Genomic DNA, 21,289 nt, shown 5'->3' with positions numbered 1-21,289 from the left:
TTCGCTGTTTTCGCTCGAAAATTCCTCATTTCGTTACGAAAAATTATTACGCAGTGGGTCTATTTATGTCACACGGAGAAGTTATTGTCAGATTTAATGAGGTGTCGTTTGAGTACGGCCACAACAAGCCCATTTTAGATGAGGTTTCTTTTTCCGTACGCCGGGGAGCGAAGATCACCTTCATGGGACAAAATGGCGCGGGAAAGAGCACCATCTTTCAGCTCATAACCGAAGCGCTCAAACCCGAAGGAGGCGACATCCACATTGCGCCACGACTCTCCATTGCTGTTTCAAGCCAGGTGATACCGCGCGACCAAATGAATCTTACGGTGCGTGAATTTTTTGAAAAAAGTTTTAAAGACAAGGTGTATGATATTGACCCAAAGATAGACAATGTCCTGGAAGTGGTGAACCTTCACGCGCCGCGCGACCGTTCCATCAAATCATTTTCCGGCGGACAGCAAGCGCGGCTCCTCTTGGCTTCCGCGCTTATACAAGACCCGGATCTTCTTCTTCTTGATGAGCCGACGAACAACCTGGACAAAGCAGGCATCGCGCATCTGACGAAGTTTCTTGTTGAATATCCGAAGACCGTGATCGTCATTTCCCATGATGCCGACTTTTTGAACGCGTTCACCCATGGCGTGCTGTATCTGGACGTGTTCACTCGAAAAGTGGAGCAATATGTCGGCAACTATTCCGATGTGGTAAAAGAGATTACCGCGCGCGTGGCAAAAGAGCGGATGAAAAACGCGCAGTACGAAAAACAGATCCAAGCGAACAAAGACAAAGCGAACTTTTTTGCCATGAAGGGCGGACAGATGCGTATGGTGGCAAAGCGTATGCGGGAAAAAGCCGACGAGATGGAAGAGGCGAAGGTGGACGTGCGCAGGGAAGACAAGACCATTCGGGATTTCACTATTCCCGCGCAAGGAAGCTTATCGGGGGAGATATTGCGCGTCACTTCTCTTTCGGTCATGAGCGACCACGAGCCGGTGGAGCGAAAAGCAGACATTTCTTTAACGAAGAACAGGCATCTCTTTTTGACCGGCCCCAACGGCATCGGAAAAAGTACCCTGCTTGAATCGCTCGCGCATGGGGACGCGAAAGGCGAGGCGATAGCAAAAGGCGTTACGGTGGGATATTACCGGCAGGATTTCTCTACGCTCAACTTTGAGGATACGGTATACAACGCGCTTCTCTCGGTGATGGAAAAACCGGATGAAGAGAAACTGCGCTCAACGGCGGCGGGCTTTTTGATCACGAGCGAGCTCATGCACGCGAAGATCGGCTCTCTCTCGGAGGGGCAAAAGGGCTTGGTGGCGTTCGCGCAACTCGTACTGCAGAGACCGGGCCTCCTCTTTCTTGATGAGCCGACGAATCACATCAACTTCCGGCATCTGCCGGTCATTGCAAAAGCGCTTGATCTATACGAAGGGGCGATGGTTCTCGTTTCCCACGTTCCGGAATTTGTGCGTCAGATCCGCATCGACGAAACTCTTGATCTGGAAAAATTAAAACCGATGAAGAAAGCGAAAAAAAGCGCCAAGTAGAAGTGCGTTGATACTCATTTCTTTTGCGCGTAGATGGAGATGCTGCGGCGTTTGAATGCTCGTCCGTCTTTGAGATGGCGGTGCGAACGCACTTTTTTATGAACTGTAAAAAGAGAACCAAGCATTTCAGTGAGTTCTTTTTCGGTGAATACGTGTTCGGTAACGCCAAATACAGGATGGATATATGACCCCGCTTCTTTTCCCGGGTGCTCGCGCAAGAAGCGCTCGGCATGGCGGTCTTCATCAAGGAGAAATGTTTTCAAAAAAAGCCAGCCGTTCGGTTTGAGAACGCGCGCTACTTCGCTTCGCAGACGCGCGCGTTCTTCATTGCTTAAAAAGTGCGAAACCATCATATCAAGCACGAGCGTTTGCGATTCATCAGGGAGGGGGAGAGGTTCGGTGACAGAGCAGGCGCTATATGCAAGGGGCAGTTTCCCGCTCTGCTCTTTTGCTTGAGCGATCGCTTCCGCTGATATGTCGTAGCCCACTCCGTGCACACCGAATGTTTGCGCGAGATAGATGAGATTTCTTCCATTGCCGCAACCGAGATCAAGTACGGAGTCGGAAGGGTTGAGGAAATCGCCGCCGTATTCGCGTTTGAGCCACAGGGTGAATTTCACAAGGTCTTCGCTCTCACGCGTGGAAAGCGCGAGGTGTTCTCCTTGCCGGTACTCTTTATTCCAGAATGTCTTGCCTTCGTTCTTGACCCCCCTTTGTTTCATTGGTCCATTACAGCATAGAATAGGCGGCTGGTAAATGAGCTGGCCTCGCTTTTGTTGCTCTTTTTGATATACTGTGGCTTTATGGCAGAACAAAAAACTTACATTTACGGGAAGCACGCCCTAAAAGAAGCGTTACGCCACAAGCCGGAAGCAGTGGAAAAAGTTTTCCTCTCCCCGCAGGTTGATGATACGGAGCTTCGTCTGCTTATCTCCCAGGCGGGCATTACGTGCGGAACATTTGAGCCGAAAAAGGCACCCGGGGGTGTTAGTCCTGACGCATCTCATCAAGGTGTCATCGCCTCAATTTCTCCCTCAAAACTCATGCGCTCATATCAGTCTTTTGCACACAATCTTACTGTCGGGGCTGACACCGCCCTTGTGCTTCTTGATGAACTGCAAGACCCGCATAACGTGGGGGCGGTGATACGTTCTGCGGCGGCATTCGGCATCTCCGGCGTACTCATTCCCGAACACAACCAGTCGCAGGTGAGCGGTGCGGTGGTAAAGGTGTCGGCCGGCATGGTGTTTCGCGTCCCGCTTGTTTCCGTGGGGAACGTCAACACGGTGATCCGCGACCTCAAAGATAGGGGCTTTTGGATATACGGTCTTGAAGGGGATGCGCCGAATAATATTACGAAAGAAAAATTTGACGCGCCGACTTTGTTTATCGTAGGCAATGAATCAAAGGGCATCCGTCTTAAAACGCGCGAACTTTGCGATGTGTTGCTCTCTATCCCTACCGATCCCCGTTGTGAATCGCTCAATGTCGCGGCCTCATCCGCAGTGGCGCTGTACGCGTGGAGCGCCGAACATCCGGGTGCGTTAAAAGCGAAAGAATAAATATGAGCGCGGAGCACGCCCACGCATTCATTCATATGGCCACCAAAAAAGAAAAAACATCGTGGGGAAAAGTTGCTACATGGTACGACGAATATCTGGAAGGAGAAAAGGACAGTTATCAACGTCAGGTAATCCTGCCTAACCTTGTGCGTCTTGTCGCTCCTCGCAAGGGTTTGCGGGTGCTTGATATCGCCTGCGGACAGGGTTTTTTCACGCGCGCATTCCGCGAAGCGGGCGCGACAGCCGATGGCGTTGATATCGCTCCCGAGCTTATCGCTATTGCCCGTGCGCGAAGTACCGCCGGCGGAATTTTTCACATTGCGTCAGCGGATGATCTTTCTTTCGCGAAAGACGCGTCGTACGATGTCGCAACCTCCGTGCTTGCGATCCAGAATATTAAAAATCTTGCAGGCGTATGTCGCGAAGCGGCGCGAGTGCTACTCCCCGGAGGACGTTTCATTATTGTCATGAACCATCCGGCGTTTCGCGTGCCGAAGCGGTCAGATTGGGATTTTGACGAGGCGGAGAAGACGCAGTATCGCCGCGTCGGAAGATATCTTTCGGCTTTTGAAACGAAGATAGACATGCACCCGGGCAAAAAAGGAAGCGCGCAGACCATTTCATACCACCGTTCTCTCCAGGACTATTCAAAGATGATGGCGAAAGAAGGTTTCGCCATCGCCAAGCTTGAAGAATGGATATCACACAAAAGAAGCGAGCGCGGTCCGCGGCAGAGCGCGGAAGACATTTCCCGCAAGGAGATTCCCCTGTTTCTTATGCTTGAGGCAAAAAAATGCTAACATTAAACTAAATTAAAAAAGATAAAAAATATGTCAGAAAAAGAACTGAGCGGGATTATCAAAGATTTTTTAAACGGCCATCGCAAGGCGGTGCTTTCAACGGTAGGGGACGATGAACACCCGACCACTTCCCTCATGCTCTACGCTATAGATGACGACTTGAACGTATATTTCGGCACTCGTAAGACCTTCGGCAAGTATTCGGTCATCAAACGCCACCCGTATGTCTCGCTTACCGTCGTGGAAGAAAAACTAGACCCGCTTAAGGCGATTGAAATTCGCGGCAAAGTTGAATTTATCCCGGAAGACAAAACAGCCGAAATGCTTGGCTTTTTTGAATCAAAAAATCCGAGCAAATATTACGTGAAAGGCGCCCCGGATTTCGTAATGTTTAAAGTGACTCCTTCATTTGTGCGTTTTCTTGACGCTTCTTCCGGAGAGCTTGTTCTGGAACATATGCCGGTTGGCGCAAAGAATTAATTCGTGACCACGCCCTTGTGTATTTTTGAAGGCGGTATTATAGAATATTGAGAAATGGAAAATAAATGCAAAAGCAAGAAATAAATACAGAAAAAGCGATTTTTGGCGGCGGGTGTTTCTGGTGCACCGAGGCGGTGTTTAAAATGCTCAAAGGGGTGCGCTCTGTCGCTCCAGGATATGCGGGAGGAACAAAACCAAACCCAACCTATGATGAGGTTTCCGACGGCACGACGGGGCATGCTGAAGTGATCCGTATTGAGTATGACCCCAGTGTAGTTTCTTTTCGCGACCTGCTCACGGTTTTCTTTGCGACCCATGATCCCGGAACCGTAAATCGGCAAGGCAATGATGTGGGTACCCAGTATCGTTCGATCATTCTCTATACCAATGAGACACAAAAAGAGGAAGCGCTGCGTTTCATAGAGGAAGTGAACGCGTCAAACAAAGAGGGCCTCCCTGCGGTGACCGAAGTGAAGCCGCTTCTCGTGTTCTATGAAGCCGAAAGTTATCATAAAGATTATTTTGAACGAAATCCGGAGAATCGATATTGCCAGCTTATTATTAATCCCAAGTTGGAAAAGGTGCAGAAAAAATTTGCGGAGCTTCTCAATGCTAACGAAAAAGAAAAGTAATATGAAAGACAAAAAACCAATGCCAAAGACGGAAGCAGAGTGGAAGGAGATGCTCACTAGGGAACAGTACGAAGTGTTGCGCAAGAAAGGTACGGAAGCTCCATTTACCGGCTCTCTCTTAAAAGAGAAAAGAAAGGGAATGTATACATGCGCCGCATGCGGAAATGCGTTGTTTTCTTCCGAGGTAAAATTTGAATCCGGAACAGGATGGCCCTCTTTTACCGACGCGTTACCGGGCAGTGTGAAATATGTTTTAGACACGAGTCATGGCATGAAACGCACGGAAGTGGTCTGCTCAAAGTGCGGTTCGCACCTGGGACACGTATTTGACGACCTGCCTCGCCGAGTCAAGGCGGGTGGCCCAGCCGAGAAAGGCGGGAAAAGGCACTGCATCAACTCTGTTTGTCTGGCGTTGGAAGCGGAGGCGTAAATCCGTCACTTCTGGTATACTTTTCCTATGTCTACCAAAAAGCTCATAATAATAGGTGTCGTCATTGTCGCGGTTTTAGCGCTGGGATTTTTGTCTGCTCCGCGTATTGCGCCGGATAAAACCATACCTCCGGAAAGCCAAGTGTTTACCTGTACGCCCGAGCAAAGGAATGCGGAGGTCTGCGCACAAATCTATCAGCCGGTATGCGCAACAGTGAACATTCAATGTATCACGACACCATGCGACCCGATACAGGAGACTTTTCCCAACGCGTGTAGTGCATGCGGTAATCCGCTTGTTTCGTCGTATATCGCCGGCGAGTGCTCGGGAACCGACAATACGACAAAATGAACCCTTTACTTTGAAGAGGACGCGTTATCGCGCTCCATCTCTGACTTTATGTCCGACAAATCGTGCTCTATATTTTTGAGCACGCCCTGAATATCTTTTATTTGAGACTCCTCCTCTTCAACCTCCTCTCTTGTTTTTTCATCAATTTTTTTAGCGCCGGAGAGACCGGTAATGATAAGCTTGTTCCCGATGAAGGTTGAAACAAATACACCCGTCATGAGAAGGATGACCGTACCAACGACGACTGATACGGGGCCGTTTAAAAACGCAATGGAATCCGCCGTGTGCCAGACTCCGCGCCAGAAAAGCACTAATCCCACGCCGCCGATCAAAGCATAGAGAAGCGGCGCACGGCTTAATCGTGCCCTTATTTTGTCCTCCAGTTTGTCAAAAAAGTGGATAATCTTTTTCATCATATTTTTCTTTATTAGCGACGTAGGGCGAACGATACGCACGTGAATGTTCCTTTCGGGAACATTCACGTGCGTATTTGAGCCGAGGAGCTAATACAGGTTCAATACCGCGTGACTCTGCCCCGAGAACCTTTATAGTACCATATATTATTCCTTGGGTGTAGCCTCGTTTGGTACCCCTCCTCGGGAGTGTTACAATACCCTCTATGAATCCCGTTAGAGGCCACGACCGCTTTAATACAACAGAAATCATGATGCGGAGTCAAACACAACATTATAAAAATAATCGAGCATGGAGCGGTATAACCGCGGCCTGCCTCTAACGGGATGAAGCAAAAAGAAGCGCTCAACATACTCAAGGCGGGGCGGAATGTGTATCTTACCGGGGCTGCCGGTAGCGGGAAAACTCATGTTTTAAATGAGTACATCGCGTATCTGAAACACCGCGGCGTTTCCGTAGGAGTGACTGCGTCAACGGGCATCGCGGCTACGCATATTGGCGGTGTGACCATCCATTCATGGTCCGGCATTGGTATCAGAGACACGCTTTCTGACGCAGAGATCGAGGCGTTGGAACAAAAAGAATATTTATGGAAGCGGTTTGATAAAGCGAATGTGCTGATCATAGACGAGGTGTCCATGCTTTCTCCGCGGATGCTGGATAGCGTGGAGCGGGTGTGTCGCGCCTTGAAGCGGAAAGAAGATCCTTTTGGCGGGATGCAGGTCGTGTTGTCGGGGGACTTTTTTCAGCTTCCTCCCATCGTGCGTGACGGGTCGGAAGTGGAATTTGTGAATATTTCGGACGCGTGGAGATCCATGGATATTCGCGTGTGCTACTTGGAAGAGCAGTTTCGCCACGACGACCGCACACTTGAAGCGATATTAAACGAAATGCGCACCGGCGAGGTGTCTTCCGCTACGCGGGCAATGCTCACTACGCTTGGCAAGAAGAAGATGAAGGAAGATATCGTACCGACGCGGCTTTACACGCACAATGCCGATGTTGATGCCGAGAACGACAGGGAACTCGCGAAATTGCCGGGCGCGCTCCAGGTGTATGAAATGAACACCAAAGGGCGTAGCAACCTCGTTCTCACGCTAAAGAAAAGTGTTCTTGCGCCGGAGACGCTCCGTTTGAAAAAAGACGCAATCGTGATGTTTGTAAAGAATAGTTTTGACGAGGGATACGTGAATGGGACGCTCGGCATCGTGGAGGATTTTGACGAGGGATTGCCTATCGTCCGGACATTTTCAGGCACCAGGATTTCCGTGCACACGACACGCTGGGAGATTGAAGAAGACGGGAAGACGCTCGCTCTTGTGGAGCAGTTGCCGCTTCGGCTTGCCTGGGCTATCACCATACACAAGAGCCAGGGCATGAGCATGGATGCCGCGGAGATTGATCTCTCAAAAGCATTCGTGCCCGGACAGGGATATGTGGCACTCTCCCGACTTCGCAATCTGGCAGGGCTCTCACTCGTGGGTATTAACGATACGGCGTTTGCGGTGCACCCCCATGTGGCCTTTCTTGATAAACATCTTCTTTCCGAATCCGCGAAATGGGAACAGGTATTAAAAAGGTTTTCAGACGAAGAGCTTCAGGTCATGCATAAAGAGTTTGTCGTCAAGTGTGGAGGTACTCTTGATATAAAAGAGATAGCAAAGAACAAGGAAAAAGAAAGCGCGTTGCCGGAGAATCGTATTCCCACCCATGAAAAAACGCGAGAACTCATAAACGAAGGGCTGACTCTTTCCGAGATTGCGACAAAGCGAGGCATGACGGAAGGAACTATCATTGCGCATCTCGAGAAGCTGAAGGAGTTGAAGGCCGAGATCAACCTCAAGCCATTCAAGCCAAAAGCGAAAGACCTTAAAAAAATAAAAGAAGCGTTTCAGGCAACGGGCGATACGAAGCTTACTCCTGTACACAAAAAGTTGGGCGGCGCATATTCTTTTGAGGACATCCGCCTCGCACGATTGTTTTTGTCGTAGATTGAGAGACCAAAAGTTTTCCACACCCGCAGGTCGCTACTTTTTTTTTAAAAAAATAATATATAATGAAGGCACAATCTGATTAAATCGTAGGGGATTTTATTGTCGTTTTACTACGATGATTTAAGAGAATGGGTCGATATTGTTAACCAAGAAGCACGCGTCGCGGTAGTCGACGTACCAACCATTATGGCGAAAGGAAGAGACAAGCAGAAGAAAGAAACAAAGAAACCAAAGAAAGCAAAGAAGTAGCAACCATCCGGCCTGTCCGGAGAGGTTAAAAAAGAACGGCATTATGCCGTTCTTTTTTAATATGCCACCACACACCACAGGAGTACTTCTTGTTCTCTAATTCGCTCTGCTCATAAGAAAACAATGTCGCGTGCGCCAGAGGGGCAAAAACCTTCACTTTGTGATATAGTTCTACGAAAGAGCATACAGTATACTATGGCATTTGTAGATGAATTAAAAATATACGCAAAGGCAGGCGATGGAGGAAACGGCGTTGTTCGTTGGCTTCACGTGAAGAGCAAGGAATTTGGAGGCCCGTCCGGCGGAGACGGCGGGCGTGGCGGCAACGTGTATCTTCGCGCTGTTCGGGATGTGCATTTGCTTTCAAAATATCGCACGAAGAAAGAATTCTTGGCGGAGAACGGGCAGAGCGGACAGAGCGATAGCTGTCATGGAGCTGACGGGAAAGATTTGGATATTTTGCTCCCGATCGGTTCAATTGTTACCAATCTGAAGACCGGTAAAAAAATATCACTGCAAGAGGAAGGGGAGCGCCTCCTCTTGTTGAAAGGAGGTTTTGGCGGTCGGGGTAATGAGTCATTCAAAAGTTCAACCAATCGCTCCCCGGAAGACTGGACTCCCGGGAGACCCGGGGAGGAGGGAGAATTTTATATTGAAGTTGAGCTTATCGCCGATATCGGACTTATCGGATTGCCGAACGCCGGCAAGACAAGTCTCTTGAACGCACTCACGAGCGCCAGAGGAAAGGTGGGAGATTATCCGTTTACGACTCTCGAACCGAACCTAGGAGAGTGTTACGGCTTCATTATTTCGGACATTCCTGGGCTCATTGAAGGAGCCGCGGAAGGAAAGGGGCTTGGGCATAAATTCTTGCGTCACGTCAGGAGGACGAAGATACTGGTGCATTTGATCTCGCTTGAAAACGAGGACCCGATAGAGACGTACAAGATAGTTCGTCAGGAGCTCAAAGCGTTTGATCCTGAACTTCTCAATAAAAAAGAGATTATCGTGTTCACTAAGACGGACCTTATTGAAGACCCGGCAATCCTCTCCAAAATACTCAAAAAAATGAAAAAGATTGCCCCCGTCGTGTTTGCCATTTCTTTGTACGATGATGTCGCGATCAAGGGACTCCAGGATGCGATCCTCAAAGAGGCGGCTGCTCAAAAAAACTCATAGGGTGTATGCTAGAATAGAAACACACAGAAACTTTATTCGTTAATTGTGTATCAATACCATGAAAGGATACGTAATCAATATAGAAAAAGAAACGAAAGGGAATGAATATTTTAGGCGCGTGCTCTACACTGCCAAGAACAGTCAATTGGTTGTCATGAACATAAAACCCGGGGAGGATATCGGCGAAGAAGTGCATCACCTTGATCAATTCATCCGGCTTGAAGAAGGAAAAGGGGAAGCCGTACTGGACGGTATCTCGCACCCGATTGAGGACGATTATGCGATTGTTATTCCCGCGGGCACCAAACACAATATCATCAATACGGGGGAGGGCGATATGAAGCTCTATACGGTCTATTCTCCGCCGGAACATAAAGACGGCACGGTGCACAAAACGAAAGCTGACGCGCTTGGAAGCGTTGAACACTTTGACGGGAAGACAACGGAATAAAGGGTATTCTTAATATCAGCGCGTATCTTTGAGTGCCAAGCTGTAGCGGAGCCCAAGAAGCATAACGCCCGCCAAAACCAAGAAGAGAAAACGATAGTCAATAACTGCGAGTATTCCCGTAGCGAATAGCGGAGCGATAATATAGGCAAGCGGATATGTATTTCTAAAAAACCCGAGCAGGTTGGCGTCAGTAGCGTCTATCTGTTTGAAAAAATAGCTTTCCGTCATTATCTCAACGATGCTCGCGCCGATGCGTGTTATGAAAAGCAGTGCCGTCCACAGGATAAAGTTCGCATCGGTAATAAAAGCGAGTGTTCCCACCGAGAATGCCATGATCACAAAACCAATGGTCAAAAACTCTTTTTCTCCCCATGTGGTGTCTGCGAGCTTTCCGATGGGCATTTCAAAAAGCGCGAAGGGGAGAAGCATGATGGTGAACATGATGCCGATCACACTCCACTCAAAACCGATATGCTCATGGAGATATATGGGGGTATAAATGACCATCCACGCAAAGAAAAATTTAAGCAGGAAGTTCGCCATGAATATCTTGTAGATATTTTTGTTACGCCATACTTCCTTGAGAGTACTCCAGAAGGGGACGCGCGCATATTCCGGGTCCTCATAGTGTTTCAAATTTGATATCAAGAGAAAAAGCACCACCACCATGAAGATAGCCGCCGCAAGATACACCTTCCAGTAATCGCCATCGGTGAGTATGAAGCCCGCTATCATAGGGGAGATTACCCAAGCGACATTCTTCGCGGTAAGATACGCGCCCCGGATGCTTCCTGTTTCGCCGTCGTTTGAGTAACTTTCCAAAAAGATATCCGCCGTGAAGTCAATCAGCATGATGGCGACCAGGGAGATGATGAATATCGGTACAACGAGAAAGATAGACTTAGAAAATGCCAGCCCCAAGAGAAGTAGTATTTGAACGAACGTGAGAAATGTGGTGACGCGATAATTTCCAAATCTGCGCAAAAATATGGGAATAATCGCAAGAGCGATAATGATCCCTACCGACGAGACGGCGTAAATGATGCCCACAAATCGTTCAGTCGCGTACCCGCTCAAAAAGGTTGAGTTGATATACGCAGGCAGGGCCATGTGAACCGTAAATATAAACCCGAGCAAGTAGAGGACGTAGAACGCGTTCTTCCCGTTTTGGAGTCTTTGATTCATCTTTCACATTATACCCCGAGAAGCACCGGGATGACTATGGGGCGTTTGGCGGTTTTTTGAAGGAGGAATCGGGCTATGTCGTCAGACACCTTGTCTTTTACGTATTCAAGGTTTATCGGATGCATACCCACAAGCGAGTCTTCAATAGTTTTCTTGACGATATGGCGCGCGTCATGGAGCAGTTCCTGTGATTCCCTTAAGTACACAAATCCCCGTGAAATAATATCGGGCGACTTGCGCAGTTTGCCCGTATTGATGTCCACCGTTGCGATGACAACAAAGATGCCGTCTTGCGCGAGCATTTGCCGGTCTCTCAATACGACATCCTGAATGTCGCCGACGGAAAATCCATCAACCAACACGATGCTCGATGGGGCGCTTTCAGCGAGCTTCACCATCCTCGTGCCATTTTCAATGATCTCAATGACCATGCTGTTGTCAGGAATGATGACATTTTGCTCAGGCATACCGGCTTCCTTGGCAATATCAGCGTGGACGCGCAACATGTAGTGATATCCGTGGATCGGGATGAAGAATTTAGGTTTGATCTTTTTATGTATCCACAACGTTTCGCCGTGATTTGCGTGCCCCGAAGAATGCACATCAGACACCTGGTAGTGAATAATGTGTGCTCCTTGGCGCGAGAGATTGTCTTTCAGTTTCTGCACGCTTCGTTCATTGCCGGGCACGATGGAAGAAGAAAGGATGATCGTGTCTTTGGGAGTAATTTTGAGCTGTTTGTGGGTTTTGTTCGCCGTCCTCATGAGCGTGGCGAATTCATCTCCCTGCGCGCCTGTTGCCAAGATAAGGATCTTGTTGGGATCATACGCGTGCATTTCTTCTATCGTGAGCAGTGTGCCGTCTTTTGCTTTCAATATTCCCGCCTCTTTTGCTATTTCCACGTTTGTTTTCATGCTTCTTCCTTCCACGACAACCTTTCTGCCGTACGTCTCCGCGCTCTCAATGATCTTCATGATGCGCTCAAGTTGTGAAGCGAACGTTCCGATAATAATGCGCCCGCTCGTGTTCTTGATGATTTCATCAATATTTTTGTTCACCATGTCTTCCGGAATGGAAAAACCCGGTCGTTCAACGTTGGTTGAATCGGCCATGAGCAGGAGCACATTTTCTTTCTCAAATTTTTTGAACTCGTCCACCTCTTTCTCCGTGGGTACGCCATTCACATGGTCAAGTTTCAGGTCTCCTGTGTGTACGATACTGCCATGCGGCGTTTGTATGATGATCCCCATGGCGTCCGGAATCGTATGGGTTACGGCGAAGAATTTTAAGGACATAGTGTCACTGATCCTGATCGTATCGTCTTTTTCAACGATGCGAACGTCTGGCTTCGGCACATGAGGAAATTCTTCCTGGCGTTTTTTGATCAGAAGTGTGGTCAAATTACGCGAGTAGATGGGCGGATTTCCGATTCTTCCCAGAATATAAGGAATACCGCCGATATGGTCTAAATGCCCGTGGGTAATGACGACCGCCCGTACCTTATGTTTGCGGTCCTCAAGGTACTTGGTGTTTGGCAGGATATAGTCAATGCCCGGCGTGTCCGGCTCTTTGAATTGAAATCCCATATCAACCACGACGATGTCATTCTTATATTCAATGACCGTCATATTGCGCCCGATCTCTTCAACGCCCCCAAGAGGGATGATACGAATACTATCGCCGATGTCCGGTATGATATCTTCCTTTTTTGTAGACGTTTTCGCATACAATAACTTTCCGTGCGGTGTGGGTTTCCGCGATCCGCCGCCATGTGTTCTTCGCCGCGAACCAGCGCCTCCCCCAGTGGCTCCTCCCGCCTCTCTTCGCGGGTGATGTTGTCCGGTTTGCCCTGCGCGCGCCGCATGCACCGGCTTCCCGCTGCTACCTCTTCTGTGCCGAGCACTTTTGTGGCCGGATGGTCCCGGATTTCTTCCCGTGTTTTTGTCTTGGTTGTTCATAGGTATGTTGCGAATGCGATTCCCTCAGGGTTGTATGCCTAAAGAAACGTAAAAATTAATAAATAATATGCTTATAAATAATAAAGAATTGAAACTGTAGCTAGCGTACTCTCTACTTCACAAAAAACTTCCATATGTGATCGGTCTCAATGAACCACAAAGGTATGTTCAGAAATCTTTCCGACGGTGTCTTTACCGGACCGACGGTGATTCCTTGTATCTTTTCAGGGAGTACGTATATAAAGTCGGGAGCATAAATAAATACAGCCGGTATATCCCGCGCGATCTCCTTCTTGAATTCCTGATATTTTTTGATCCGTTCATCGGTGTCCGAAATGGTGCGCGCTTCTTCAAGGAGCTTGTCAGCGGTAATATTGGCGTACAATGCGACATTAAGCCCTGGGTCGTTTCTTTGTGACGAATGCCAAAAAGAAAAGAGGTCGGAATCGCGCCCAACGATCTCTCCAAACAAGAGCGCGTCATATTTTCTCGGTCGGATGACATTTTGGTTAAGGTCTCCTGTCCCGAATACTTTAAGATCAACGCGCGCGCCTATCGCTTCCCACTGTTTTTTCACGAGCTCGCCGGTCTCTTTCAATTCAGGGACGTCAGATGTGGAAAGCGCGAACGCGAGTTCGGTCGTTCCTGTCTTGGTCTTTTTCTCCATAACCCCTTTCTCTTCATTAAACGTCCATCCATTCCGTTCAAGAATGGCGCGCGCTTCCGCTACTCTCCCCGGTGTTTCGGGAGAACTCTCCGCCTCCACCTCTGCCAGAGTTTTGCGGCTGTCAGGGGCGGTATACCCGATGGATCCCGGTGGAATTGGGCTGTCTATCGGTGTGCCGTAACCGGAGAGCACTTCGTCTATGATACGTTCTTTGTCAACCGCCACGGAGAGTGCTTTCCTAACCGTAAGGTCGGTAAAAAGAGATGCTTGGTTTTGATTGAAGAAAACGCCAAATATGCGGGGAAGAGAAGAACGCTCTATGCGATACCCCTTTTCCTTCAGTGCTTCCGCGGTCTTGGGGGAGATCGCGTTAATGCTTTCAATCTCTCCTTCTTTGAAAGCATTGGTCAACTCTTCTTCGTTTGCGTAGAATCTGATGTGGAGTTCCGTAATATAGGGTTTCCCCTGCGCGTATTTTTTGAACGCGCGGAGGTCATAGGATGCCGGTATGCCGGAAGAATCTCTTTCAATGTTATCTACGGTATAAGGTCCCGATCCGACAGGAGTGATGTTAAATTGACTGAAACTGAATTGTTCCGGATCGGCTTTCTCCCAGATGTGTTTAGGCAGTATTCCTAACGTGGTGTTCTCCAAAAAAGGAGCATACGCTTGCTTGAGTCTGAATATAACCACCTTATCGCTTTCTTTTTCCACCACGACCCCGTCCCAATTGGCGCGTTTCGGACTTTTTAACACGGAGTCTTGCGCTTTGGTGACCGTAAAGACCACATCGTCAGCGGTGATGGGGGTGCCGTCGTGGAAAAAAATATTGTCTCGCAGAACAAAAGTATAGGTCAATCCGTCATCTGAAATGGAATATTCTTGCGCAAGGTCGGGAACAAGCGTTCCCAGAGCGGTCGCGCGCAAGAGACCCGAGTACGTGAGTATGGTAAGATCCCTGTCCGCATCGGAAATTGCCAAAAGCGGATTGATGAAACGAGGCGCTCCGATAATGCCCTCGGTGAGAGAGCCGCCATCCGCCGGAATCTCTATCAAAAATGCTTTGTTAATGTTCCATAATAGAACAAGGGAACCTATGGCGAAGATCCAAACGAATAGAAAAAACGCAATTCGTTCAATGTACGAAAAGGATGCAATAATACGGGTTATTTTTTGCACGAATGCGCTGGAGCGCACAGGTGAGTTGAAAAGATGATTGTTCACTATGGTAGGAAGAGCAATTGAGTAACGACCGTGTATTCTACCCACTGGAGACTTTTTGGGATAAAAAGCGAGCGGTCGTGGTCTTTAATTGCTCAAGATAAAAAGTTACACGATGAGAGCTAAGAGAGCCGAGGCGGCAAAAAGAATCGCTATGATGATTGTAGCGTAAAAAAGCACTTTCTCTGCGCCTCTGCGAGTGTGAAAACCGGTACTGTTGTCTGATCCTCCGAATGCACCGCCAAGATTTGCTCCTGTCTGCTGAAGCAAGATGGTCGCTATGAGAAGCACAGAGAGAGTAATTTGTGCCCACGGCAATATATTAGTTACCCATTCCATTTAAAAAGCATTATAGCAGGGTTTACGGGAAACGCAATGGGGACTGCGGATAGAAAAAGGGCGACACTCTGTGCCGCCCGTAAACCCGATTTGAACTATCTTTTGCCGCCACGCCAATGCCTGAATGTACCGCCTACCTCCGGACGCTCTGCAAGAGCGGTAACCTCTTTGGAGAATGCTTCTCGCTTCCGTTCCTCCTCGTACGCTTCTTCGGGAATCACGTAGTTGGGATTGATCATTTTTTCGATCTCGTGAGAGAAACACTTAATGTTCAAGCAGTGCTCCGGACACCAGAAGATCGGATTCTCCGAAAGATTGGGCCGGGGTCCTTCTTTTCCTCTCGTGGTATCTCTGCACACTCCGCAGATACAGCTCCCAAAACGTTCGTCTTGCCAGAAGTGTTTACTGTGGATCCATGCGAGGAGAACGAATGCTTTGACTAGATGCTGGGGAATTTCCTGCGGACTGTGATAGCTGTCTTTGGTACCCACAATCACCTCAATTCGCAGCATTTCCGCAAGGTTGGTGATCTTTTGTCCCTCGTTTTGCGTAGAGAAAGCTTTGACCTTGAGCACGTTTTCACGGACAAGGTGTGCGAGCATTTCTGTGAGCACTGTTCGCAGCCCGTCTTTGTTTTCTCCGAGTTTGGGGATAGAAAAACGCTTACCGTCCACAAAGATCCAAGAATCTTCCTGATTTTTCGCGGTTACCAATATTTTATAGGAAATCATTTCCAAATCCTCCTGTAGTGGGATGAGTGGGGTTTTGTATCTGTTGCTACAATAGCATGTCCGAAACGTGTTGACTATAGCCCAAAATGCCGTATAATTTTTCTACTTTTAGACTTTTAGCAATTTGTATAATCTTCGGCATTATGAGTATGAAAAAGATCAATGTTCTGCCGCTCGGTGAGAGGGTTTTGATAAAACCAAAGTCTGATGGCAGCAGTAAGAAAACGCTATCTGGTATTATCATCCCCGAAACGGTTAACAAGGAAAAACCCGAACAGGGTGTTGTCATCGCAGTAGGCGAGGGTCACAGAACGGATGAGGGCAGATACATTCCGCTTACCGTAAAAAAGGGGGACGTGGTGCTCTTCTCAAAATACAGTCCCGACGAAGTAAAGATTGACGGAGAAGAATATTTCATTATCAGCGAGTCAAACATACTGGCAATTATTAAGTAATCCTGCCTGCCGGCAGGTCTGTGGAGAATCACGTATGAGCAAACAAATTCGTTTTCACAAAGATGCGCGCGCCTCACTTTCCAAGGGGGTCAATATCGTTGCCGATGTGGTGAAGATCACGCTTGGGCCGCGAGGCAGGAATGTGGTGCTTGAAAAAAGCTACGGCGCACCGGTCATTACTAACGACGGCGTGTCTATTGCCAAAGAAATTACGCTTCCCGACAAATTTGAAAATATGGGAGCGGAAATCGTGAAAGAGGTCGCGAATAAGACCAACGATATTGCGGGAGACGGCACAACCACGGCTGTGGTGCTTACCCAAGCAATCATAGAAGAAGGACTTAAGCAAACCAACAAAGGAGTGAACGCGATGGGCATTCGGCTCGGCATTGAGGCCGCGGCAAAGGCGGTAGTAGAGGCACTGCGTGCTAGTGCCAAGGAGATCAAAAAATCCGATGAAATAAAACAAGTTGCCACCATATCCGCCGAATCGGAAGAGATCGGGACCATTATTGCCAAAGCGATCGGGAAGGTGGGGAAAGACGGCGTGGTGACCGTGGAAGAGTCGCAATCGTTCGGCATTGAATCCGATGTGGTGGAGGGAATGCGTTTTGACAAAGGATATGTCTCGCCGTACATGATCACCAACGCCGATCGCATGGAAGCGGAATATACCGATGCGTCAATTTTAATTACGGACAGAAAGATATCAACCATAAAGGAAGTACTGCCGCTCTTGGAAAAACTTGCAGGTACAGGCAAAAAAGAGTTGATCATTATCGCCGACGACGTGGACGGAGAAGCACTCGCGACATTTGTGGTGAACAAATTACGCGGTTCTTTTTCCATTTTGGCTCTGAAGGCGCCGGGATTCGGTGACAAGAAAAAAGAAATGCTCACCGATATCGCTATTCTGACTGGCGGAAAATTGGTCTCGGAGGATCTGGGTATCAAGCTTGAGAACGCGGAAGTTTCCATGCTCGGGAAGGCAAGCAAGGTGATTGCAACCAAGGATCACACGACCATTATTGGTGGCAAGGGCAAGAAAGCGGACATCAAAGAGCGGGTGGCGCAATTAAAGAGCGCGCTTCTCAAAGCCGAGAAGTACAGCAAGAACGCGCTCTCCGAGCGTATTGCAAAACTTTCTGGCGGTATTGCGGTCATTCGCGTCGGCGCGGCAACTGAAACGGAGATGAAGTATTTGAGAGATAAGGTTCTGGACGCGGTCAATGCGACCCAAGCGGCCATTGAAGAGGGTATCGTGCCGGGTGGCGGCACCGCGCTCGTAAAAGCGGCAGAGCAGGTGGCAAAGAAAAGACCGAAACCCCTACTCGCAAGTTTTGAAAAGGAATTTGAAATAGGCGTGGATATTTTATTGAAAGCGCTTGAGTCGCCGCTCCGGCAGATCGCGGAGAATGCCGGGAAGAGCGAAAAACAGCGCGTGGAAATTGTTGACCGCGTAAAGAGCGGCAAAGAACAAGCTGGCTACAATGCGCAGAGTGATGAGGTTATTCCCGATATGATCGCCGCCGGCATTATTGATCCGGTGAAGGTGACACGGAGTTGCGTGGAGAACGCGGCGTCCGCGGCGGCAATACTTTTGACGACCGAGGTGGCGGTTGCCGAAGAACCGAAACAAGAAAAAGAAGGCGCAATGGGCGGGGGTATGTCGGGCATGGGATATTAAAGAGCGCCTGCCTATAGACAGGCGCGGAATATTTAATTTAAAAAAACGCTCGACACAGGTGTCGAGCGTTTGGAGTTTATGGAGCGGAAAGCATTAGGTGAGCCGCGTCATTTTTGGATCACATTCGTGCGTATTTTTTCCCCGAAGCCGCCTGCAAATGGGGCATAGATCCCCGGCAGGGTGCGAGAGGGTCATCGTCTTACGTGTAGCGAATGTTGGACAAAAAACATGATAAAGCCCGGTATTTTCCGTGTCCGAGACCTCTTGCGTCTTCGGTGGCTGAAATCTCTGCGCTGTCATGAGTAGGTTCCTTATAATGGATGGTCTGTATCATGGAAACAAAGAACAAAAACTGTCTGCAGGATAACATGACACTTATATTTCGTCAAAATGTATTTCATTGCTAAAGAACGATTTGTTGTTGTATAATATAAAAATTATCAATATTTAATACTCTCTATTATCATCTATGGAACTCATCTATATTCTTGCGATCGCCGCCGTTATAATTCTATGGATCATTGCCGTATACAACAGTTTTATCCGGCTTATTACTCGTGCCGGTGAGGCATGGGCGGATATTGATGTCCAACTCAAGCGCCGCTATGACCTTATTCCCAACCTTATAGAATCAGTGAAGGGGTATGTGTCCCACGAGCGAACGACACTGGAAAAAGTGACCGAAGCGCGCACGAAGGCAATGGGCGCGCAGACGGTTGCCGAACACGCCGCCGCGGAGAATATGCTCACCGGCGCATTAAAATCCCTCTTTGCTGTTTCGGAGAGTTACCCTGATCTCAAGGCAAGCCAGAACTTCGTTGAGCTCCAGCGCGAACTTTCCGATACGGAAAATAAGATTCAGGCGGCGCGCAGATTCTATAACACCAACGTGCGCGATCTGAACATTAAAGTGGACACATTCCCTTCAAACCTCATCGCGAACATGTTCAAGTTCACAAAAAGAGAATTCTTTGAGTTGGAAGAAGGCGCGGAAGCAAAAGAGCCGGTGAAAGTAAGTTTCTAAATGCAGAAATACCATAAACTCGTACGCGATAATATTCCTGACATTATTCGTTCAAACGGAGAACGGCCGGTTACGCGTAAACTATCCGCAATTGAGTATAAAAAAGAACTTCTTAAAAAGCTTCAAGAAGAGGCAAAAGAAGTTTTTGAGGCAAAAGGAAAATTAGAGACAGTAAAGGAATTGAGCGACGTGCAAGAAGTACTTACCGCGATCTATAAAGCATTTGATATTGCGCGCGGCGATGTCACTAAAATGGCTCGCAAGCGAAGGAAAGAACGAGGGGCATTCACTCAGAAAATTTTTCTTGAACGAACTGAATAAATATGGCGACACTCTACACAGAACAAGACAGGAACATCAGAAAAACGTGGATGTTGATGACCGCGTTTTTGATCGTGGTCATCTTTATCGGGTGGGCGTTTTCTTATATTCTCCAAGCGCAAGGAATTCTGTATTTCGCGGTGATCTTTGCCGTCTTCATGAACGTATTTAGTTATTGGTATTCCGATAAAATTGTCTTGAAGATCTCCGGCGCAGCACCCGCTCCAGAGAGAGAGTATCGCGAATTGCACAATATCGTGGAAAATCTTGCTATCACCGCCGGGCTTCCGAAACCGCGCGTGTACATTATTACTGATCCGGCGCCGAATGCGTTTGCCACCGGACGCGACAAAGAACACGCAGTGGTGGCGGTGACCACTGGTCTTTTGGCGATATTGAATCGCACCGAACTTGAAGGGGTGATGGCGCATGAGCTTTCCCACATCGGCAACAGAGATATTCTTGTTTCCACTGTCGTAGTGGTGCTTGTCGGATTCGTGACGCTTCTTTCTGATTTTTTCATTCGCTCTACTTTTTGGGGGGGAGGCAGGGGAGGAGATCGTGATGGACGTGCGCAGGCAATTTTTATGATCATCGGCATTGTGCTCGCAATTTTGGCGCCCATTATCGCTACTCTTATCCAGCTCGCCATTTCGCGCAAGCGTGAATTTCTTGCCGATGCCTCGGGTGCGCTTCTGACGCGCTATCCGGAAGGGTTGGCAGCAGCGCTCCAAAAGATTGCCGCTGACAGTACAGAGATGCGGCGCGCCAATCACGCAACCGCTCATCTCTATATATCCAACCCATTCAAAGGGAAAAAAGCGGCAAGCTTTTTCGGCAAGCTCTTCATGACACATCCGCCCGTAGAGGAACGGATCAAAGCTTTGCGTAGCTAGTAGTAGGAATACGGATTTTCCTTTCGTTATTTTTTGCATTCGTCATTCCCATAGTGTATAACTTGATGATTGGAGGAGTGGCTGAGCGGTTTAAGGCGCATGCTTGGAAAGCATGTGAGGGTTTACGCCCTCCGCAGGTTCAAATCCTGTCTCCTCCGCCAGATGTCCTACTTTGAACCAAAGCAAATAAGGACATTTCAAATATATGGAAAAGAAAAATATTATTATTGGCATACTTATACTTTTATTGGGTATTTCTCTGTACTTAGCTCTTCAAAATAAAGGAGAGATTCTAACGACAACCACAATCATCACGCCCAGCGAGTCATTAAGATTTGCCTATGAAGAATCTTCACAACATTCCGCAATGGCAGATATCGCGGAGCTTTCTTGTTTCCCGGCAAGTCGGTTTGATTGCGGTGGAGGTAGCTGTACGGCTTCCGTTCCAGCAACTTACTATTTCGTAGATTATGGAACAGAGAGTGGAACCTATTTTAGGTGTGATGCTAAAGGATGTGATTCATACCCAGTTGAAGTAAATATTTCTGGAGAATTTACGCAATTTACTCCATCGCAAGGTCAAGCAATGATGTTCAAGGTTGCCACCGGAGATGTTCTGGATAACAAAGGAGAATTTATTGATATTGCTACACTCGGAACAGGAGTGATAGTATCTTCTGGAAAGTGCGAATTTAGAAAATAGTTTCTCT

General features: G+C 48.2%; 24 protein-coding genes and 1 tRNA gene. 18 read left to right on the top strand and 7 right to left on the bottom strand.

Annotated features, from left to right (window positions below):
• Nucleotides 1-65 precede the first annotated feature (65 nt).
• Nucleotides 66-1,553, top strand: coding sequence for an ABC-F family ATP-binding cassette domain-containing protein (locus AAB523_00250; GenBank protein ID MEK7555701.1), 1,488 nt, complete (start codon nucleotides 66-68; stop codon nucleotides 1,551-1,553).
• Between the two features lie 14 nt (nucleotides 1,554-1,567).
• On the opposite strand, the gene AAB523_00245 is transcribed toward AAB523_00250, so the two are convergent.
• Nucleotides 1,568-2,275: a class I SAM-dependent methyltransferase gene (locus AAB523_00245; protein MEK7555700.1), complete on the bottom strand. Its 708-nt coding sequence runs from the start codon at nucleotides 2,273-2,275 to the stop codon at nucleotides 1,568-1,570.
• A gap of 81 nt (nucleotides 2,276-2,356) precedes the next feature.
• Here AAB523_00245 and rlmB point away from each other — a divergent pair, with 81 nt between their 5' ends.
• The 6 genes from rlmB to AAB523_00215 all read left to right on the top strand — a co-directional run bounded on the left by rlmB (nucleotide 2,357) and on the right by AAB523_00215 (nucleotide 5,808).
• Nucleotides 2,357-3,115 (top strand): 23S rRNA (guanosine(2251)-2'-O)-methyltransferase RlmB, encoded by a 759-nt coding sequence (gene rlmB / locus AAB523_00240; GenBank protein ID MEK7555699.1) that lies wholly within the window; start codon nucleotides 2,357-2,359, stop codon nucleotides 3,113-3,115.
• 2 nt (nucleotides 3,116-3,117) lie between these two features.
• Nucleotides 3,118-3,915, top strand: coding sequence for a methyltransferase domain-containing protein (locus AAB523_00235; protein MEK7555698.1), 798 nt, complete (start codon nucleotides 3,118-3,120; stop codon nucleotides 3,913-3,915).
• Nucleotides 3,916-3,945: 30 nt separating this feature from the next.
• The gene (locus tag AAB523_00230; GenBank protein MEK7555697.1) at nucleotides 3,946-4,395 is read left to right on the top strand and encodes a pyridoxamine 5'-phosphate oxidase family protein; all 450 of its coding nucleotides are present in this window, start codon (nucleotides 3,946-3,948) and stop codon (nucleotides 4,393-4,395) included.
• 65 nt (nucleotides 4,396-4,460) lie between these two features.
• The gene (msrA, locus tag AAB523_00225) at nucleotides 4,461-5,027 is read left to right on the top strand and encodes a peptide-methionine (S)-S-oxide reductase MsrA (GenBank protein ID MEK7555696.1); all 567 of its coding nucleotides are present in this window, start codon (nucleotides 4,461-4,463) and stop codon (nucleotides 5,025-5,027) included.
• Nucleotide 5,028: 1 nt separating this feature from the next.
• Nucleotides 5,029-5,457: a peptide-methionine (R)-S-oxide reductase MsrB gene (gene msrB, locus AAB523_00220; protein ID MEK7555695.1), complete on the top strand. Its 429-nt coding sequence runs from the start codon at nucleotides 5,029-5,031 to the stop codon at nucleotides 5,455-5,457.
• 27 nt (nucleotides 5,458-5,484) lie between these two features.
• Entirely contained in the window at nucleotides 5,485-5,808 is a 324-nt protein-coding gene (locus tag AAB523_00215) for a hypothetical protein (protein ID MEK7555694.1), read from the top strand.
• A 5-nt stretch (nucleotides 5,809-5,813) separates the two neighbouring features.
• Here the strand turns inward: AAB523_00215 and AAB523_00210 are convergent, their stop codons facing one another.
• Nucleotides 5,814-6,224 carry a hypothetical protein gene (locus AAB523_00210; GenBank protein ID MEK7555693.1) on the bottom strand — a complete coding sequence of 137 codons (411 nt, stop codon included), beginning with the start codon at nucleotides 6,222-6,224 and terminating at the stop codon, nucleotides 5,814-5,816.
• A 324-nt stretch (nucleotides 6,225-6,548) separates the two neighbouring features.
• Between AAB523_00210 and AAB523_00205 the strand changes: the two genes are divergently transcribed.
• The 4 genes from AAB523_00205 (at nucleotide 6,549) to AAB523_00190 (ending at nucleotide 10,095) form a co-directional block, all read left to right on the top strand.
• Entirely contained in the window at nucleotides 6,549-8,213 is a 1,665-nt protein-coding gene (locus AAB523_00205; GenBank protein ID MEK7555692.1) for a helix-turn-helix domain-containing protein, read from the top strand.
• 102 nt (nucleotides 8,214-8,315) lie between these two features.
• Nucleotides 8,316-8,465 carry a hypothetical protein gene (locus tag AAB523_00200; GenBank protein ID MEK7555691.1) on the top strand — a complete coding sequence of 50 codons (150 nt, stop codon included), beginning with the start codon at nucleotides 8,316-8,318 and terminating at the stop codon, nucleotides 8,463-8,465.
• A 195-nt stretch (nucleotides 8,466-8,660) separates the two neighbouring features.
• Nucleotides 8,661-9,644, top strand: coding sequence for a GTPase ObgE (gene obgE, locus AAB523_00195; protein MEK7555690.1), 984 nt, complete (start codon nucleotides 8,661-8,663; stop codon nucleotides 9,642-9,644).
• 58 nt (nucleotides 9,645-9,702) lie between these two features.
• Nucleotides 9,703-10,095, top strand: coding sequence for a cupin domain-containing protein (locus AAB523_00190; protein ID MEK7555689.1), 393 nt, complete (start codon nucleotides 9,703-9,705; stop codon nucleotides 10,093-10,095).
• A 15-nt stretch (nucleotides 10,096-10,110) separates the two neighbouring features.
• On the opposite strand, the gene AAB523_00185 is transcribed toward AAB523_00190, so the two are convergent.
• From AAB523_00185 to AAB523_00165, 5 genes are all read right to left on the bottom strand, one after another.
• Nucleotides 10,111-11,280, bottom strand: coding sequence for an MFS transporter (locus tag AAB523_00185; GenBank protein ID MEK7555688.1), 1,170 nt, complete (start codon nucleotides 11,278-11,280; stop codon nucleotides 10,111-10,113).
• Between the two features lie 8 nt (nucleotides 11,281-11,288).
• Nucleotides 11,289-13,238 (bottom strand): ribonuclease J, encoded by a 1,950-nt coding sequence (locus AAB523_00180; protein MEK7555687.1) that lies wholly within the window; start codon nucleotides 13,236-13,238, stop codon nucleotides 11,289-11,291.
• Between the two features lie 112 nt (nucleotides 13,239-13,350).
• Nucleotides 13,351-15,129: an ABC transporter substrate-binding protein gene (locus AAB523_00175; GenBank protein MEK7555686.1), complete on the bottom strand. Its 1,779-nt coding sequence runs from the start codon at nucleotides 15,127-15,129 to the stop codon at nucleotides 13,351-13,353.
• Nucleotides 15,130-15,234: 105 nt separating this feature from the next.
• Entirely contained in the window at nucleotides 15,235-15,465 is a 231-nt protein-coding gene (secG, locus tag AAB523_00170; GenBank protein ID MEK7555685.1) for a preprotein translocase subunit SecG, read from the bottom strand.
• A gap of 95 nt (nucleotides 15,466-15,560) precedes the next feature.
• A complete protein-coding gene (locus tag AAB523_00165) occupies nucleotides 15,561-16,196 on the bottom strand; it encodes a hypothetical protein (protein ID MEK7555684.1) in 636 nt (211 codons plus the stop codon).
• Nucleotides 16,197-16,345: 149 nt separating this feature from the next.
• Between AAB523_00165 and AAB523_00160 the strand changes: the two genes are divergently transcribed.
• From AAB523_00160 to AAB523_00130, 7 genes are all read left to right on the top strand, one after another.
• Nucleotides 16,346-16,651 carry a co-chaperone GroES gene (locus tag AAB523_00160; GenBank protein ID MEK7555683.1) on the top strand — a complete coding sequence of 102 codons (306 nt, stop codon included), beginning with the start codon at nucleotides 16,346-16,348 and terminating at the stop codon, nucleotides 16,649-16,651.
• A 34-nt stretch (nucleotides 16,652-16,685) separates the two neighbouring features.
• Nucleotides 16,686-18,338: a chaperonin GroEL gene (gene groL / locus AAB523_00155; protein ID MEK7555682.1), complete on the top strand. Its 1,653-nt coding sequence runs from the start codon at nucleotides 16,686-16,688 to the stop codon at nucleotides 18,336-18,338.
• Between the two features lie 469 nt (nucleotides 18,339-18,807).
• The gene (locus tag AAB523_00150) at nucleotides 18,808-19,362 is read left to right on the top strand and encodes a LemA family protein (GenBank protein ID MEK7555681.1); all 555 of its coding nucleotides are present in this window, start codon (nucleotides 18,808-18,810) and stop codon (nucleotides 19,360-19,362) included.
• Nucleotides 19,363-19,683: a nucleoside triphosphate pyrophosphohydrolase gene (locus tag AAB523_00145; protein ID MEK7555680.1), complete on the top strand. Its 321-nt coding sequence runs from the start codon at nucleotides 19,363-19,365 to the stop codon at nucleotides 19,681-19,683. It abuts the gene before it with no gap.
• Between the two features lie 2 nt (nucleotides 19,684-19,685).
• Nucleotides 19,686-20,579: a M48 family metalloprotease gene (locus AAB523_00140; GenBank protein MEK7555679.1), complete on the top strand. Its 894-nt coding sequence runs from the start codon at nucleotides 19,686-19,688 to the stop codon at nucleotides 20,577-20,579.
• A 71-nt stretch (nucleotides 20,580-20,650) separates the two neighbouring features.
• Nucleotides 20,651-20,740 (top strand) — tRNA-Ser (locus AAB523_00135).
• 44 nt (nucleotides 20,741-20,784) lie between these two features.
• Nucleotides 20,785-21,282, top strand: coding sequence for a hypothetical protein (locus tag AAB523_00130; protein ID MEK7555678.1), 498 nt, complete (start codon nucleotides 20,785-20,787; stop codon nucleotides 21,280-21,282).
• Nucleotides 21,283-21,289 lie beyond the last annotated feature (7 nt).

The sequence above is a fragment of the Patescibacteria group bacterium genome, assembly GCA_038063375.1.
GTDB lineage: Bacteria > Patescibacteriota > Minisyncoccia > Phycocordibacterales > JANLHH01 > JANLHH01.
Note: the sequence above shows the minus strand (reverse complement) of the source record. Positions and strands in the feature narration are given on the sequence as shown.